The following is a 16,056-nucleotide window of genomic DNA, read 5'->3' on the forward strand; positions in this document are numbered from 1 at the left end:
TGCAGATCCGGTCGAGGCGCCTCACGCCCCTAGATTGGAGAACACGGGCCAGGAACGCCGACGGAAGGATCTCGAAAGTGACCGGGACAGAACACGACTCGACCGAGCGACGCTTCGAACGTGACGCGTTGCCGATGCTGGACACCCTGTACCGCGCGGCGCGCCGGTACACGGGCAACGCGGCCGACGCCGAGGACCTGGTGCAGGAGACGATGCTGAAGGCGTACACAGCGTTTCACCGCTACGAGGACGGCACCAACATCCGGGCCTGGCTGCTGCGGATCCTGACCAACACGTGGATGAAGTCGCACCGGCGCGCACAGAGCCGACCGCGGGAAGTCCTGGCCGAGGACTTCACCGACGCGCAGCTGACGGCACACGCCGGGCACTCCTCGACAGGACTGCCCTCCGCCGAACTCGACGCCCTCGAATCCCTCGGCGACGACGACATCCGGCACGCACTGTCCGCCCTCAGCGAGGAGCAGCGGCTGGTCGTCTACTACGCCGACGTGGAAGGCCTGCGCTACAGGGAGATCGCGCACATTCTCGTGATCTCCGAAGGCACCGTGATGTCACGTCTGCACCGCGGGAGGCAGGCGCTGCGTCGCCTGTTGCTCGACGTGGCCACCGACCGTGGATATGTGCGCACGGCCAGCGCCGCCTGATGCCTAATGCCGCTTCGACGGCGGCCAGGGCGGCTCGCCGCACAGCGCCAGCAGTGCGTTCTCGACGACCTCCGGAAGCGCCGGGTGGATCCAGTACTGGCCGCGGGCCATGTCCTGGGCGGGCAGGTCGAACGCCATCGCCTGGATGAGCGGCTGGATGACCGAGGAGGCCTGGTGCCCCATGATGTGCGCTCCCAGCAGAAGCCCGGTGTCGTCGTCGACGATCAGCTTCGCGAACCCGGTCGAGTCCTCCATCGCCCAGCCGTAGGCGACGTCGCCGTAATCCTGCACCTTGGAACGGATTCGGTAGCCGGCCGCCCTCGCTTCGTTCTCGGTCAGCCCCACCGAGGCGATCTGGGGTTCGGTGAACACCGCCGACGGGACGTTGCGGTGATTGGCGGGCATCAGGTTGTCGGTGTCGTCCCAACCCTGCAGCAGATTGTGTTTGACCACTCGGCCCTCGTGGTTGGCGACGTGTTTGAGCTGGAACGGCGAGCTGACGTCGCCGAGCGCGAACACGTTTCGCGCTGTGGTGCGCTGGAATTCGTCGACGACGACGAGACCCTTCTCGACCTGGACCCCCGCCAGGTGGGCATCGAGCTGATCGCCGTTGGGCACGCGGCCGGTGGCGACGAGCAGGGTGTCCCCGCGCAACGACGAGCCGTCGTCGAGATGCAGCGTCACACCCGACTCGTCGGATGTGCCCGACACGATGTTGCGCCGGCTGCGGATCTCCCACTTCTTGCCCGCGATGTCGGTGAAGCGTTCGCACACCGTGTCGTCGCAGTGGGTCAGCATGGTGGTGCCACGCAGCACGATGGTGACCCGTGAACCGAGCGAGGAGAACACGTGCGCGAACTCGGCGGCCACGAAACCACCGCCGACGATCACGAGGTGCTCCGGCAGATCGGAGATCCGCATGATGGTGTCGCTGGTGTGGTACTTCACCCCGCAGTCGGCGATCGCCGGCGGCACGGTCGCCCGCGCCCCGGCCGCGATCACGACCTGATCGGCGGTGAACTCGTGGCCGTCTTCGGTGCGCAGGCGGTACCCGTCCCCGGTGTCGGGCCCGGCGAATCTCGTGTGACTCGCGAAGACCTCGACGTTCGGTGAGGACCGCCGATACTGTTCGCCGCCACTGGAGAGCGGGTCGATGCGGCCGAACACCCGCGAGACGATGTCCGGCCACCGCACGCCGTCGATGTGACCGTCCACACCGAAGCGGCTGGACTCCCTTATCTGCTCGGCCACCCCGGCCGCATAGACGAACATCTTCGTCGGGATGCAGCCCACGTTCAGGCAGGTGCCGCCGAAATCGCCCTTCTCACAGATCGCGACGCGCTTGTCGACGTAGCGCTCGTCCAGGATCGAGTTGCCCGAACCCGTGCCGATGATGGCGATGTCGAAGTCAGCCATGGCCTGTGCTCCCGTCGGATGGTGTTGCGGCGCCGCGGGTGTCGACCAGGTACCAGTCCAGCCAACGGTCCAGCTCATCGTAGGCCTGCCGGCGCGGCTCCGGCAGGGACAGGAAGACGTCGTGTTTGGCGTCGGTGATCGGCACGACCGTCGTCCGGTTCCCGATGCAGCCCGCCCAGCGCGCGATCTGCGCCACGTCGAGGACCGCGTCGCCACGCTGGATCAGATCGGGGTCGGCGACCTCGCGCACGCTGTGATCCGAGCGCAGGATCAGGTTGGGGACGCCCACGTCCAGGCCGCGGTGCAGCCTCGCGTGCCCGCGCCGGATCGCATGCAGCCACCCGAAGGTGACCGGGAAGCCGCCGATCGGCTTCCAGTCCAGGTTGTAGTCGAAGTCGCCGAAGAAGTCGCTGTGCAGCGTCGTGCCGTAACCGCCGTCGGGAACCGGGTGACGCACGACGCGGTGTTTCCGGAGCCGGCTCATCGCCGAGATCGCGGCGGACACGGCAGGTGTGCGCAAGATCGCAGGGCCCTGCAGATCCAGCCACGGCGCGTTCAACACCAGCCCGGCGACCCCGCGGTCTGCGGTGGCGCCGCGGGCACGCAATCTATCCAGCCACAGCGACACCACCAGCCCGCCCGCCGAATGGCCGTAGACCAGCACGCGCGGGCCCGACACCGCGGCGATCGCCGCCAGGGCGCGCTCGAGTTCGGCGTCGTAACGCGCGAGGTCGGTGGTGAAGTGTGGCGTCTGGCCCTCGCGATGAGATCGGCCGCATTTGTGCAGGTCCAGGGCGTAGAAGGCGAAGCCGCGGGCCGCGAAGTGGTCGGCGAGTTCGGTGTTGAAGAAGTAGTCGGTGAAGCCGTGCACCATCAGCACCGCGTGGCGGGCGGACGGGTCGGGTTCACCGCGCCGGACGAGCGTCGCCTCCAGCTCACCCTCACCATCGGGATCGGGGCCCAGGGCGAAGGTGCACTGCCAGTATCCGGGCAGCACGTCGGGCTCCCATCCAGACACGACAGCCACCCTAGTGGCGCGACGGCGTGACGGACTGTCTGGGCAGTGGTCGGAGGGTTACCGCCCGGGCAGGCGGGATAACCTGAACACCGGTAAGCCGTGTGCAACGGGCAGCGACCACGAAGGACCGACGAAAAGGTGTCAGAAGCAGAGAAGACCGACGTCCTGCTGGTCGGGGCCGGCATCATGAGCGCGACTCTGAGTGCGTTGCTGCGGCTGTTGGAGCCCAGCTGGTCCATGACGTTGGTCGAGCGCCTCGACGGTGCCGCCGCCGAGAGCAGTGACCCGTGGAACAACGCGGGCACAGGGCACTCCGCGCTGTGCGAGCTGAACTACACGCCGGCCCGTCCGGACGGCTCGATCGACATCGCCAAGGCGGTGAGCGTCAACGAGCAGTTCCAGGTGTCCCGCCAGTTCTGGACCTACGCCGTCGAGAACGGCGTCATCCCCGACGTGCGCAGCTTCCTCAACCCGATCCCGCACGTGAGTTTCGTCTCGGGCGCCGACAACGTGCAGTACCTCAAGAAGCGCTACAACGCGTTGGTCACCAATCCGCTCTTCGCCACCATGGAGTTCATCGACGACAGCGACGAGTTCGCCCGCCGGCTGCCGCTCATGGCCGAGAAGCGGGACTTCTCCGAGCCCGTGGGCCTGAACTGGACCCAGGACGGCACCGACGTGGACTTCGGGTCGCTGTCGCGACAGCTGATCGGTTTCGGCGCCAAGCAGGGCATGTCCACGCTCTTCGGGCACGAGGTGCGCAACCTCAGCCAGAACTCGGACGGCTCGTGGGCGGTGAAGGTCGTCAACCGGCGCACCGGGCTCAAGCGGAACTTCCACGCCAAGTTCGTCTTCGTCGGCGCCGGTGGCGGCGCGCTGCCCCTGCTGCAGAAGGCGGGCATCAAGGAGGCCAAGGGCTTCGGCGGTTTCCCCGTCGGCGGCCAGTGGCTGCGCACCGGGAACTCCGACCTGACGGCCAGGCACCAGGCCAAGGTGTACGGTCTGCCGCCGCTGGGTGCGCCGCCGATGTCGGTGCCGCACCTCGACACCCGCGTGATCAACGACAAGTCGTGGCTGCTGTTCGGACCGTTCGCGGGATGGTCGCCGAAGTTCCTCAAGCAGGGCAAGGTCACCGACCTGCCGTTCTCTGTCCGGCCGAACAACCTCGTCTCCATGCTCGGCGTGGGGCTCACCGAGATGGGGCTGTTGAAGTACCTGATCGGCCAGCTCCTGCTCAGCGAATCGGCACGGGTGGAGAATCTGCGCGACTTCGCGCCCAGCGCACGGGATTCCGATTGGGAACTCGACATCGCCGGGCAGCGTGTGCAGGTGATCCGCAAGGCCAAGGGCAAGGGCGGTGTGCTGGAGTTCGGCACCACCGTGCTTGCCGCGGCCGACGGCAGCATCGCCGGCCTGCTCGGGGCGTCTCCGGGCGCCTCGACGGCCGTCCCGGCGATGTTCGACGTGATGAAGCGCTGCTTCGCCGACCGGTACCCGAGCTGGGAGCCCAAGCTCAAGGAAATGGTGCCGTCGCTCGGCACCCAGCTGTCCGACGAGCCCAAGCTGTTCGAGGAGGTGTGGGCCCGCGGCACCGAGGTGCTCAAACTCGACAAGCCGGCCAGCGTCGTCCCGGCCTCCGCGGACGGACAGAACACCGCGGGCACGGAGCACTCCCCGACAGCGGCGACGGTGTGACCGGGGCTGCCGAATGACAGTGGCGTTGCGCCGCAGCTGGGCCAAGGATCTCGACGCCGCGACACTCTACGAGCTGCTCAAGCTGCGCGTGGAAGTGTTCGTCGTCGAACAGGCCACCCCCTATCCCGAACTCGACGGCCGCGACCTGCTGGCCGAGACCCGGCATTTCTGGCTGGAAAACCCTGAGGGAGAAGTCATCTCGACTTTGAGGTTGATGGAGGAACACCCGGCCGGGCAGAAGGCGTTCCGCATCGGGCGCGTGTGCACCAAGCGCCGCGATCGCGGGCACGGCCACACGGCACGGCTGCTGCAGGCCGCGCTCGCCGAGGTCGGCGACTACCCGTGCCACATCAACGCCCAGACTTACCTGGAGGAGATGTACGGCAGGCACGGCTTCGTCCGGGACGGCGACGAATTCCTCGACGACGGCATCCCGCACGTCCCGATGGTCAAGCCGTGACGGCCCTGGCCTCCGGGGCACCGGCGGCCGACTCCCCGCCGATCTATCCCTTCAGCGCGGTCATCGGGCACGACCGGCTGCGCCTGGCGCTGGTGCTGTGCGCGGTGCGCCCCGACATCGGGGGAGTGCTGATCCGCGGCGAGAAGGGCACCGCCAAGTCCACGGCGGTGCGCGGACTGGCGCACGTGCTGACGGCTGCCTTCGCGGCATCCGGCGGCGGGGGGCAACTGGTCGAGCTGCCGATCGGAGCGACCGAGGACCGTGTCGTCGGGTCCCTGGACCTGCAGAAGGTGCTCCGCGACGGCGAGCACGCGTTCTCGCCCGGCCTGCTGGCGCGGGCCCACCGCGGCGTGCTCTACGTCGACGAGGTCAACCTGCTGCACGACCACCTCGTCGACGTGCTGCTCGACGCGGCGGCGATGGGGCGGGTGCACATCGAACGCGACGGTGTCTCGCACACCCACGAGGCGCGCTTCGTGCTCATCGGCACGATGAATCCTGAAGAGGGCGAACTGCGTCCGCAGCTGCTCGACCGTTTCGGGCTCACCGTGGACGTGGCCGCCTCTCGTGACGTCGATGTGCGCGCCGACGTGATCCGGGCCCGACTGGCCTATGAGGCCGACCCCGCGGCGTTCGCCGGGAGATACGCCGACGCGGACGCCGAGCTGGCCGCCCGCATCGCGCGGGCCCGCGCCCTTCTGGTCGATGTGGTGTTGCCGGACAACGAATTACGACGGATCGCCGCGCTGTGTGCGGCGTTCGACGTCGACGGTATGCGCGCCGACCTCGTGGTCGCCCGCACCGCGGTGGCCCACGCGGCCTGGCGCGGGTCCGAGACCGGGGCGGCGGGCGCTATCACCGTCGACGAGGGCGACATCCGGGTGGCGGCCGAACTGGCGCTGCCCCATCGTCGCCGGCGCGACCCGTTCGACGACCCCGGCCTGGATCCAGACCGGCTCGACGAGGCGATGCAGCAGGCCGGCGATGCCGCCGACGAGTCGTCGGCCGAACCGGATCCCGAACCGGAACCGGATCCCGACCCGCCCGGCGGTGGAATGTCGGAGTCCACCGAAGGCCAGGCGAGCGAACAACGTTCGTCGCAGCCGCCGTCCGGGGCGCCCACCCGTCAGAGTGGGTCGCCGTCGGCGACGTTCAAGGCCCGGGCACTCGTCGTCCCCGGGGTCGGCGAGGGCGCACCGGGGCGGCGGTCGCGCGCACGCAACCGCACCGGCACCGTGGTGTCGGCGACGTCGGAACCCGGCACCGGTCACGGTATGCACGTCTTCGCCACGCTGCTCACCGCAGCGGGCCGGCAGTCCGCCCCCGGGGCGGTGCGGCCGGGACCCGACGACGTGCGCCGCGCCGTCCGCGAGGGCCGCGAGGGCAACCTGGTGATCTTCGTCGTGGATGCGTCCGGGTCGATGGCGGCCCGCGACCGGATGTCGGCGGTCAGCGGCGCGACGCTCTCGCTGTTGCGCGACGCCTACCAACGCCGGGACAAGGTCGCAGTGATCACCTTCCGTCACCAGGATGCGCAGGTGCTGCTGCCGCCGACCGGGTCGGTGTACATCGCCAGCCGTCGGCTGGCCCGCTTCGACACCGGCGGCAAAACCCCGCTGGCGCAAGGGCTTCTGGCCGCACGGGACATGGTGGTCCGGGAACGCGCGAGGGACCGCGCCCGCCGCAGCCTCGTCGTCGTGCTGACCGACGGCCGTGCCACAGGCGGGCCGGCGCCCCTGGACCGGGCGCGTCACGCCGCCGGCCTGTTGGTGGCCGAGGGAGCGGCGGCGGTCGTCGTGGACTGCGAGACCTCGTACATCCGGCTGGATCTGGCGCAGGAGCTGGCGCGCCAGCTCGGAGCGCCGGCGGTACGCCTGGACGAGCTGCGGGCGGACAACCTGACAGCGCTGGTGAAGACGCGCGCAGCGTAGAAGGGTGAGGCAATGCCACAGGGCCAACCGCTGACGGTTCCCGACGACGGACTGACGACGCGGGCGCGACGCAACGCCCCGCTGCTCGCGGTCCACACCGGACCCGGTAAGGGCAAGTCGACCGCCGCGTTCGGCATGGCGCTGCGCGCCTGGAACCAGGGTTTCGACATCGCGGTGTTCCAGTTCGTCAAGAGTGCGAAATGGAAGGTCGGGGAGGAGACCGCGCTCACCGAGCTGGGCCGTGCCCACGAGGAGCGCGGCGTGGGCGGACCCGTCGAATGGCACAAGATGGGGTCGGGCTGGTCGTGGACGCGCAAGTCCGGTTCCGAGGTCGACCATGCCGCCGCGGCGGCCGACGGCTGGGCGGAGATCTCCCGCCGGCTCGCCGAGGAGCGCCACGACTTCTATGTGCTCGACGAGTTCACCTATCCGCTGAAATGGGGATGGGTCGACGTCGACGAGGTGGTCGGCGTGCTGGCGTCGCGCCCCGGCACCCAGCATGTGGTGATCACCGGCCGCGATGCACCGCCGGCGCTGCTCGACGCGGCCGACCTCGTCACCGAGATGACCAAGGTCAAGCATCCGATGGACGCCGGCCGAAAAGGCCAGAAGGGCATCGAGTGGTGACTATCGGCGTGCTCGATGCGCGCGAGCGCGCGCGAAATGCCGGCTGCCGCGGCGCGTCGGCGTGCAGACACGCGCGCTCGCGGTGCAGGGGGCGGGCGGTGTCGGTGGGGCCGGCGGTGTCGGGGTGAGTACGCCCGCGGTGGTGATTGCGGCCCCGGCCTCGGGCAGCGGCAAGACGACGGTCGCCACGGGCCTGATCGGGGCTCTGCGGCGAGCCGGCCATCGGGTGGCGCCGTTCAAGGTCGGCCCTGACTTCATCGACCCCGGGTACCACGCGCTCGCCTCGGGCCGGCCGGGTCGCAACCTCGACCCGGTGCTCGTCGGCGAACCGTTGATCGGCCCGCTGTACCGGCACGGCAGCGACGACGCCGACATCGCGGTCGTCGAAGGGGTGATGGGCCTGTTCGACGGTCGCATCGACGGTTCGGCCATCGGGCCCGCGCGCGGATCCACCGCGCACGTCGCGGCCCTGCTCGGCGCCCCCGTCGTGCTGGTGGTCGACGCCCGGGGGCAGAGCCACAGCATCGCCGCCCTGCTGCACGGCTTCGCCACCTTCGACCGCTCCGTCCGGCTCGCCGGCGTCGTCTTGAACCGGGTGGGGTCCGAACGCCACGACGCGGTGCTGCGGCAGGCCTGCGAACACGCCGGCGTCGAGGTCCTCGGTTCGATCCCGCGCACCGAGGAACTCGCGGTGCCGTCCCGCCACCTCGGACTGGTCACAGCCGTCGAGCACGGCCGCCGCGCCACCGCGGCGGTGGAGGCCATGACCGACCTCGTGGCCCGTCACGTCGACCTCGCCTCGGTCACCGCCGTCGCGTCGAGCCGTGTCACGGACCTACCGTGGACGCCGGCGCAGTTCCCGGCGTCGCCGACACCGGTGACCGTGGCCCTGGCGGCGGGGAAGGCCTTCTCGTTCGGCTATGCCGAACACCGGGAGCTGCTCACCGCCGCGGGCGCCGACGTGGTCGACTTCGACCCGCTGTGCGACCCGTTGCCGGTCGGCACCGCCGCGCTGGTGCTGCCGGGCGGATTCCCCGAGGAGTTCGGCACAGAGCTCTCCGGCAACGACGAGGTGCGGGGACAGATCAGGGCGCTGGCGGCCGGTGGTGCGCCGATCCACGCCGAATGTGCGGGGCTGACCTATCTGGTCGACGACCTCGACGGACACCCGATGTGCGGCGTCGTCGCCGGGTCGGCGTCGTTCACACCGTCGCTGACCCTCGGGTACCGCGATGCGGTCGCGGTATCGGAGTCGTCGCTGCACGCCGTCGGCGACCGCATCACCGGCCACGAATTCCACCGCACCACCGTGCATTACGCGCCCGATCGGCAGCCCGCGTGGCGATACGCCGGCCGGGGAGGGCACGTGGTCGAGGACGGCGCGGTGTCGGCCGGGGTGCACGCCGGGTATCTGCACACCCATCCCGCTGCGCATCCCGGGGCCATCGCCCGCTTCGTCGCTGCGGCATCACCCTTTAAGCTCGCCGGGTGGTCCGCACGCGAGGAGCAAGGTGACTTCTGACAACGCCTATCTGGTGGGACTGCGCCTCGCCGGGAAGAAGGTCGTCGTGGTCGGCGGGGGCACCGTGGCGCAGCGGCGGCTTCCGCTTCTGGTGACCACCGGCGCGGACGTCCACGTCATCACCAAGGCAGCCACCCCTGTCGTCGAGGCGATCGACGGAATCACGTTGTCGCTGCGCCCGTTTCGTGAGGGAGATCTCGAAGGCGCCTGGTATGTGATCGCGGCCACCGACGACCCGGACGTGAACGCCGCGATCGTCGCCGAGGCCGAGAGCCGGCACGTCTTCTGTGTGCGTGCCGACATCGCGATCGAGGGCACCGCGGTCACGCCGGCCACCTTCGACTACGAGGGACTGTCGGTCGGAGTGCTGGCCGGCGGCGAGCACCGCCGGTCCGCGGGCATCCGCACCGCGATCCGGGAGGCGCTGCAGCAGGGCGTCATCACCGACGACAGCGGCGAGGCACCCGGTGTGGTCAAAGGTGGCGTCGCACTGGTCGGGGGCGGACCGGGCGACCCGGAGCTGGTGACCGTGCGGGGACGGCGCCTGCTGGCGCACGCCGACGTCGTCGTCGCCGATCGGCTGGCGCCGCAGGAACTCCTGGCCGAGATGTCCCCCGATGTCGAGGTGATCGACGCCGCCAAGATCCCGTACGGCCGGGCGATGGCGCAGGACGCGATCAACGACGTCCTCATCGACCGCGCCAAGGCGGGCAAGTTCGTCGTGCGGCTCAAGGGCGGCGATCCGTTCGTCTTCGCCCGGGGCTACGAGGAGATCATCGCGTGCGCCGATGCCGGCATTCCGGTGACGGTGGTGCCCGGTGTGACCAGTGCCATAGCGGTTCCTGCGCTGGCCGGTGTTCCGGTCACCCACCGCGGTCTCACGCACGAGTTCGTGGTGGTCAGCGGCCATCTCGCGCCTGACCATCCCGAATCGTTAGTCAATTGGGATGCGCTCGCCGCAATGAGCGGGACGATTGTTTTGCTGATGGCTGTCGAGCGGATCGAGCTCTTCGTCAAGGTGCTTCTCGAAGGCGGTCGACCTGCGGATACTCCGGTGTTGGTGGTCCAGCATGGGACGACGTCGGCGCAGAGGACTTTGCGGGCCACCCTCGCCGACGCCCCGGAACGCATCCGTTCGGACGGTATTCGGCCCCCGGCGATCGTCGTGATCGGGGCGGTGGCAGGCTTCGGCGCTTAAAGGAATCTTAAGATTACTGTAAAGTAACCCGTTATGACGGCTCTCAATGATGCGGAGCGTGCCGCCATCCACCGTGATGCTGAAGACAGAGGAAAACGAGGCTCGGACCGAGCTTCGAGCAAAGCCCTGCCTGCACGTATCCCGGGATCGGGTGAGACGGCCGGCGGCCGTCCGAAAGCCCCCGGAGGCGACGCGGCGCGACCCAGCAGGACCCCTTCCTGGATGCCCTCGCGGCGGTTCATCGCCGCGGTGGTCGCCATCGGCGGCATGCAGCTGCTCGCCACGATGGACAGCACCGTCGCGATCGTGGCGCTGCCGAAGATCCAGGACGAGCTCAGCCTCTCCGATGCCGGCCGCAGCTGGGTCATCACCGCCTACGTCCTGACGTTCGGTGGGCTGATGCTGCTCGGCGGGCGGCTCGGCGACGTGATCGGACGCAAGCGCACCTTCATCGTCGGCGTCGCGCTGTTCACGATCGCCTCGGTGCTGTGCGGCCTGGCCTGGAACGAGGCCACGCTGGTCATCGCCCGCTTGCTGCAGGGTGTCGGCGCGGCGATCGCCTCGCCGACGGCTCTCGCGCTGATCGCGACCACATTCCCGAAGGGCCCCGCCCGGAACGCCGCCACCGCGATCTTCGCGGCCATGACCGGCATCGGGTCGGTCATGGGCCTGATCCTGGGCGGCGCGCTGACCGAGGTCTCGTGGCGCTGGGCGTTCCTGATCAACGTCCCCATCGGCCTGCTGATGATCCACCTCGCCCGCAGGACCCTGCGCGAGACCCATCGCGAACGGCTGAAGCTCGACGCCACCGGCGCCATCCTGGCGACCCTGGGCTGCACGGCCGCGGTGTTCGCCTTCTCGATCGGGCCCGAGGCCGGCTGGGTCTCGCCGATCACGCTCGGCTCCGGTGCGGCCGCGATCGCCGCGTTCATCGCCTTCCTGTGGGTCGAACGCAGCGCGGAGAACCCGGTCGTGCCGTTCGAGCTCTTCTACGACCGCAACCGCGTGGCCACTTTCGCGGCGATCTTCCTCGCCGGCGGTGTCATGTTCACGCTGACCGTGACCATCGGGCTCTATGTCCAGGACATCCTGGGCTACAGCGCGCTGCGCGCCGGCATCGGCTTCATCCCGTTCGTCATCGCGCTCGGCATCGGCCTCGGGCTGTCCTCGGCGCTGGTGTCGAAGTTCCCGCCCCGCGTCCTGGTGATCGGTGGCGGCGTCCTGGTGCTGGCAGCCATGATCTACGGCTCCACGCTCGACGCGAACATCCCGTACTTCCCGAACCTCGTGCTGCCCATCACCATCGGTGGCTTCGGCATCGGCATGATCGTGGTGCCGCTGACCGTGTCGGCGATCGCCGGCGTCGGCTTCGACCAGATCGGCCCCGTGTCGGCCATCGCGCTGATGCTGCAGAACCTGGGCGGGCCCGTGGTCCTGGCGATCATCCAGGCCGTCATCACGTCGCGCACGCTCTACCTCGGTGGCACCACCGGCCCGGTCAACGACATGAACGCCGCCCAGCTGCACGCCCTCGACCAGGGCTACTCCTACGGTCTGCTGTGGGTGGCCGCCGTCGCCGTCATCGTCGGCGGTGCGGCGCTGTTCATCGGCTACACGGCCCAGCAGGTCGCCCACGCCCAGGAAGTCAAGGACGCGATCGACGCCGGCGAGCTCTAGCTCGTCTGCGCTCGCCGCTCGGTAGGGTGGCTCAGCGTGGCTTCGGGGTCCTCTGCACACGACTCGGCGCCACTGTCGTCCTCGGTGCTGGGCATCGCGATCGTCGCGATCACCGGCATGCAGCTCATGTCGACGCTCGACGGCACCATCGTCATCGTCGCGCTGCCCCGGATGCAGGCCGAACTGGACCTCTCCGATGCGGGCAAGAGCTGGGTCATCACCGCCTACGTCCTGGCGTTCGGCGGCCTGCTGCTGCTGGGCGGTCGCATCGGCGACGCCATCGGCCACAAGCGGGCCTTCCTGTCCGGCGTCGGCGTGTTCACCCTCGCCTCCCTGGTGTGCGGTCTGGCCACCGAAGAGATCACCCTCATCGCGGCCCGCGCCGTCCAGGGCGTCGGTGCGGCCGTCGCCGCCCCCACCGGGTTGGCGCTGATCGCCACGACCTATGCGGTCGGTCACGCCCGCAACCGTGCCCTGGCGGTGTCGGCGGCCATGCAGGCCACCGGCTCGGTGCTGGGGCTCGTGCTGGGCGGCGCGTTGACGGTCGTGTCGTGGCGCCTGGCATTCCTGATCAACGTGCCGATCGGCATCGTCATCATCGCCATCGCGGTGTACCGGCTGGCGGAGACCCACCATGAACGGCTGAAGCTCGACGTGACCGGTGCGCTGCTGGCCACCCTGGGCTGCGCCTCGGCGGTGCTGGTCTTCACCCAGGGTCCCGCCCGCGGCTGGGGTGATGTGTTCGTCCTCGCGGCGGGCGTGGCCACGGTGCTGTTCTTCGCCGGGTTCTTCGCCGTCGAGCGCTCCGCCGACCATCCGATCGTGCCGCTGTCGGTGTTCGACAACCGCAACCGGGTGGCCACGTTCCTGTCGCTGTTCCTCGCCGGCGGCGTGATGCTGAGCGCGACGGTGATGATCGGGCTCTATGTGCAGGACGCGATGGGCTACTCGGCGCTGCTGGCCGGTGTCTGCTTCATCCCGTTCGCGCTCGCGCTGGGGGTGGGCACCGTCGTCGCGGCGCGGCTGGCCCCGCACATCGCTCCCCGCTGGATCATCCTGGGAGCCGGGCTGCTCGTCCCGTGCGCGATGCTCTACGGCTCCACGCTCGACCGCGGGGTGCCGTACTTCCCGGACCTGCTCGCCCCCCTGGTGGTCGGCGGGTTCGGCATCGGGGTGATCTCGGTGATCCTGCCGCTGTGCGCGGTCGCCGACGTGGGGCCCACCGAGATCGGACCGGTCTCCTCCATCACGCTGATGGTCCAGAACCTGGGCGGGCCCGTGGTCCTGGTGGCGATCCAGGCGGTGCAGACCTCGCGCACGCTGTATCTGGGCGGCACGACCGGTCCCGTGGCCGACATGACGCCGGCGCAGCTCGACGCACTCGACGCCGGCTACACCTATTCGCTGCTGTGGGTGGCGGGAGTCTCGGTGTTCGTCGGCGCCGCAGCGCTGTTCATCCGCTTCACCGCCCGCCAGATCGCGGTCGCCCAGCACAACCGCGAGGCAGTGGAGGCGGGCGAGCTCTGAGCCGCGCACGCCCCGGCACTGGTGCGCGGCGACTCGGGCGATCGCCCCATCAGTAAGGTGGTCGGCTGTGATCACCCGCATGTCCGAGCTGTTCCTGCGCACGCTGCGCGACGACCCGGCCGACGCCGAAGTGCCGAGCCACAAGCTGCTCATCCGGGCGGGCTACGTCCGCCCCGTCGGCCCCGGTCTGTACAGCTGGCTGCCGCTGGGCCTGAAGGTGCTGCGCAAGATCGAGAAGGTCGTGCGCGACGAGATGAACGCCATCGGCGGGCAGGAGATCCTGTTCCCGGCGCTGCTGCCCCGCGGGCCCTACGAGACGTCCAACCGGTGGACCGAGTACGGCGACGGCGTGTTCCGGCTGAAGGATCGCCGCGGCAACGACTACATGCTGGGGCCGACGCACGAAGAATTCTTCACGCTGACGGTCAAGGGGGAGTACTCCTCCTACAAGGACTTCCCGCTGACGGTGTACCAGATCCAGACCAAGTACCGCGACGAGGCGCGTCCGCGCGCCGGCATCCTGCGCGGGCGCGAGTTCATCATGAAGGACTCGTATTCGTTCGACATCGACGACGACGGTCTCAAGAACGCCTACCACCGCCATCGCGAGGCCTATCAGCGCATCTTCGAGCAGCTGGCGGTGCGCTACGTGATCGTCTCGGCGGTGTCCGGGGCGATGGGCGGCAGTGCCTCCGAGGAGTTCCTCGCCGAGAGCGAGGTCGGTGAGGACACCTATGTGCGGTGCCCCGAGTCGGGCTACGCCGCCAACGTCGAGGCCGTGATCACCGCGGTGCCCGACACCATCCCGGCGGAGCAGATCGCGGAGCTGCCCAGCGCAACCGTCCACCAGACCGGGGACACCCCCACCATCGCCACGTTGGTCGACTGGGCCAACGGCGCCGACCTTCCCAGCTTCGGCGGCCGCACCGTCACCGCCGCCGACACCCTCAAGAACGTGCTGCTGAAGGTGCGCGAGCCCGGCGGCGAGTGGGAGCTGCTGGCCGTGGGGGTGCCCGGAGACCGCGATGTCGACGACAAACGCCTGGGCGCCGCGCTGGAACCGGCCGAGTACGCGATGCTCGACGATGCCGACTTCGCGAAGTACCCGTTCCTGGTGAAGGGATACATCGGCCCGAAAGGACTGCTGGCCAACGGAGTTCGCTACCTCGTGGACCCGCGCGTGGTGGACGGCACGGCGTGGATCACCGGTGCGGACTCGAAGGGCGACCACGTCGTCGACCTCGTGGCCGGACGTGACTTCACCCCGGACGGCACGATCGAGGCGGCCGAGGTGCGCGAGGGCGACCCGTCCCCGGACGGCGCCGGAACCCTGGTGGCCGCGCGCGGCATCGAGATCGGCCACGTCTTCCAGCTGGGCCGCAAGTACGCCGACGCGTTCAACGCCGACGTGCTCGGGGAGGACGGCCGGCCGGTCCGCCTCACCATGGGCTCCTACGGCATCGGGGTGTCGCGGCTCGTCGCCGTGATCGCCGAACAGCACCACGACGAACTGGGTCTGCGCTGGCCCTCGAGCGTCTCGCCGTTCGATGTCCACGTCGTGATCGCCAACAAGGACGCCGACGCGCGCACAGGCGCCACCGAACTCGCCGGCGACCTGGACCGCCTCGGCATCGACGTGCTGCTCGACGACCGCACCGCATCGCCGGGGGTGAAATTCAAGGACGCCGAGCTGCTCGGCGTGCCGTGGATCGTGGTCGTCGGACGCGGGTGGGGCGACGGTGTGGTCGAACTGCGGAACCGTTTCAGCGGTGACAAGCAGGAGATCGCCGTCGACGGTGCGGTCGAGCAGATCCGCGCGGCGATCACCGGTCAGCCGCGCTGACCCGCTACTCGGCGCCGCCGGGGAACGCCACGGTGACCTTCGTGTCGCCGCGCACGGCACGCCACCGGGCGGCGGTGACGGCGCACTCGGTCAGCGCCGTCACGCCGAAAGCCCGTACCCCCTGATCGGTGGCCTGCTCGACCACCGCGCGCCACGCCACGGCGGCGTCCTCTTCCATGCGCACCGCCAGGTTGGTCGCATCGGCGGGGGTGTCGACCTCCGACGGCATCTGATAGCCGGGCTCGGGAACCGGGGCGGCGAGGCCCTGGTCTTCCATCAGCGCGATCGCGGCTTCCCGGCGCGCACGATGCTCGGCCATCGCCTCCGACACCAGGTAGTTGACGTCGGGTACGGAGTGCGCCGAGACGACCCCGTAGCCGTAGATGGTGGCGTGCTCGGTGGCGACCGCGTCGTAAAGCGCTCCGGCAGCCGGGTTTTCGGGACGGCTGGGCATCCCGGCATCCTGCGACGGGGACG

The 16,056-nt window shown here is 69.7% G+C and carries 13 protein-coding genes; 10 read left to right on the plus strand and 3 right to left on the minus strand.

Annotated elements, in window-relative coordinates; genetic code table 11:
* The first annotated feature begins 134 nt into the window (after positions 1-134).
* Positions 135-665 (plus strand): sigma-70 family RNA polymerase sigma factor, encoded by a 531-nt coding sequence (locus FHR72_RS07685; protein ID WP_260155946.1) that lies wholly within the window; start codon positions 135-137, stop codon positions 663-665.
* A gap of 3 nt (positions 666-668) precedes the next feature.
* Here the strand turns inward: FHR72_RS07685 and mtr are convergent, their stop codons facing one another.
* Both mtr and FHR72_RS07695 read right to left on the minus strand, forming a co-directional pair.
* The gene (mtr, locus tag FHR72_RS07690) at positions 669-2,081 is read right to left on the minus strand and encodes a mycothione reductase (protein WP_183467357.1); all 1,413 of its coding nucleotides are present in this window, start codon (positions 2,079-2,081) and stop codon (positions 669-671) included.
* Positions 2,074-3,099: an alpha/beta hydrolase gene (locus tag FHR72_RS07695; protein ID WP_183467358.1), complete on the minus strand. Its 1,026-nt coding sequence runs from the start codon at positions 3,097-3,099 to the stop codon at positions 2,074-2,076. The genes mtr and FHR72_RS07695 overlap by 8 nt, the downstream gene beginning before the upstream one ends.
* 138 nt (positions 3,100-3,237) lie before the next feature.
* Here FHR72_RS07695 and mqo point away from each other — a divergent pair, with 138 nt between their 5' ends.
* The 9 genes from mqo to FHR72_RS07740 all read left to right on the plus strand — a co-directional run bounded on the left by mqo (position 3,238) and on the right by FHR72_RS07740 (position 15,579).
* A complete protein-coding gene (mqo, locus tag FHR72_RS07700; RefSeq protein ID WP_183467359.1) occupies positions 3,238-4,794 on the plus strand; it encodes a malate dehydrogenase (quinone) in 1,557 nt (518 codons plus the stop codon).
* A 13-nt stretch (positions 4,795-4,807) separates the two neighbouring features.
* A complete protein-coding gene (locus FHR72_RS07705; RefSeq protein WP_183467360.1) occupies positions 4,808-5,254 on the plus strand; it encodes a GNAT family N-acetyltransferase in 447 nt (148 codons plus the stop codon).
* Positions 5,251-7,185 carry a magnesium chelatase subunit D family protein gene (locus FHR72_RS07710; RefSeq protein ID WP_311736084.1) on the plus strand — a complete coding sequence of 645 codons (1,935 nt, stop codon included), beginning with the start codon at positions 5,251-5,253 and terminating at the stop codon, positions 7,183-7,185. Before FHR72_RS07705 ends, FHR72_RS07710 begins: the two co-directional genes overlap by 4 nt.
* Before the next feature lie 12 nt (positions 7,186-7,197).
* Positions 7,198-7,812 carry a cob(I)yrinic acid a,c-diamide adenosyltransferase gene (gene cobO, locus FHR72_RS07715; protein ID WP_183467361.1) on the plus strand — a complete coding sequence of 205 codons (615 nt, stop codon included), beginning with the start codon at positions 7,198-7,200 and terminating at the stop codon, positions 7,810-7,812.
* A 124-nt stretch (positions 7,813-7,936) separates the two neighbouring features.
* Positions 7,937-9,334: a cobyrinic acid a,c-diamide synthase CobB gene (locus FHR72_RS07720; protein ID WP_183467362.1), complete on the plus strand. Its 1,398-nt coding sequence runs from the start codon at positions 7,937-7,939 to the stop codon at positions 9,332-9,334.
* On the plus strand, positions 9,324-10,532 hold the full coding sequence (cobA, locus tag FHR72_RS07725) for a uroporphyrinogen-III C-methyltransferase (protein WP_183467363.1): 1,209 nt from the start codon (positions 9,324-9,326) through the stop codon (positions 10,530-10,532). Before FHR72_RS07720 ends, cobA begins: the two co-directional genes overlap by 11 nt.
* A 33-nt stretch (positions 10,533-10,565) precedes the next feature.
* Positions 10,566-12,209, plus strand: coding sequence for an MFS transporter (locus FHR72_RS07730; protein ID WP_183467364.1), 1,644 nt, complete (start codon positions 10,566-10,568; stop codon positions 12,207-12,209).
* A 36-nt stretch (positions 12,210-12,245) separates the two neighbouring features.
* Positions 12,246-13,736 carry an MFS transporter gene (locus FHR72_RS07735; protein WP_396888411.1) on the plus strand — a complete coding sequence of 497 codons (1,491 nt, stop codon included), beginning with the start codon at positions 12,246-12,248 and terminating at the stop codon, positions 13,734-13,736.
* A 67-nt stretch (positions 13,737-13,803) separates the two neighbouring features.
* Entirely contained in the window at positions 13,804-15,579 is a 1,776-nt protein-coding gene (locus tag FHR72_RS07740; protein WP_183467365.1) for a proline--tRNA ligase, read from the plus strand.
* Positions 15,580-15,583: 4 nt separating this feature from the next.
* Here the strand turns inward: FHR72_RS07740 and FHR72_RS07745 are convergent, their stop codons facing one another.
* Entirely contained in the window at positions 15,584-16,033 is a 450-nt protein-coding gene (locus FHR72_RS07745) for a ferritin-like domain-containing protein (protein ID WP_260155947.1), read from the minus strand.
* Positions 16,034-16,056 lie beyond the last annotated feature (23 nt).

The sequence above is a fragment of the Mycolicibacterium iranicum genome, from assembly GCF_014190915.1.
In the GTDB taxonomy this organism is placed as follows: Bacteria; Actinomycetota; Actinomycetes; order Mycobacteriales; family Mycobacteriaceae; genus Mycobacterium; species Mycobacterium iranicum_B.

Excerpts from the sequence above, each read along its gene's own strand:
- FHR72_RS07685 (WP_260155946.1), top strand. The coding sequence starts at position 135 with ATGCTGGACACCCTGTACCGCGCGGCGCGCCGGTACACGGGCAACGCG.
- FHR72_RS07745 (WP_260155947.1), bottom strand. The coding sequence starts at position 16,033 with ATGCCCAGCCGTCCCGAAAACCCGGCTGCCGGAGCGCTTTACGACGCG.
- FHR72_RS07705 (WP_183467360.1), top strand. The coding sequence starts at position 4,808 with ATGACAGTGGCGTTGCGCCGCAGCTGGGCCAAGGATCTCGACGCCGCG.
- FHR72_RS07730 (WP_183467364.1), top strand. The coding sequence starts at position 10,566 with ATGACGGCTCTCAATGATGCGGAGCGTGCCGCCATCCACCGTGATGCT.
- cobO (WP_183467361.1), top strand. The coding sequence starts at position 7,198 with ATGCCACAGGGCCAACCGCTGACGGTTCCCGACGACGGACTGACGACG.
- mtr (WP_183467357.1), bottom strand. The coding sequence starts at position 2,081 with ATGGCTGACTTCGACATCGCCATCATCGGCACGGGTTCGGGCAACTCG.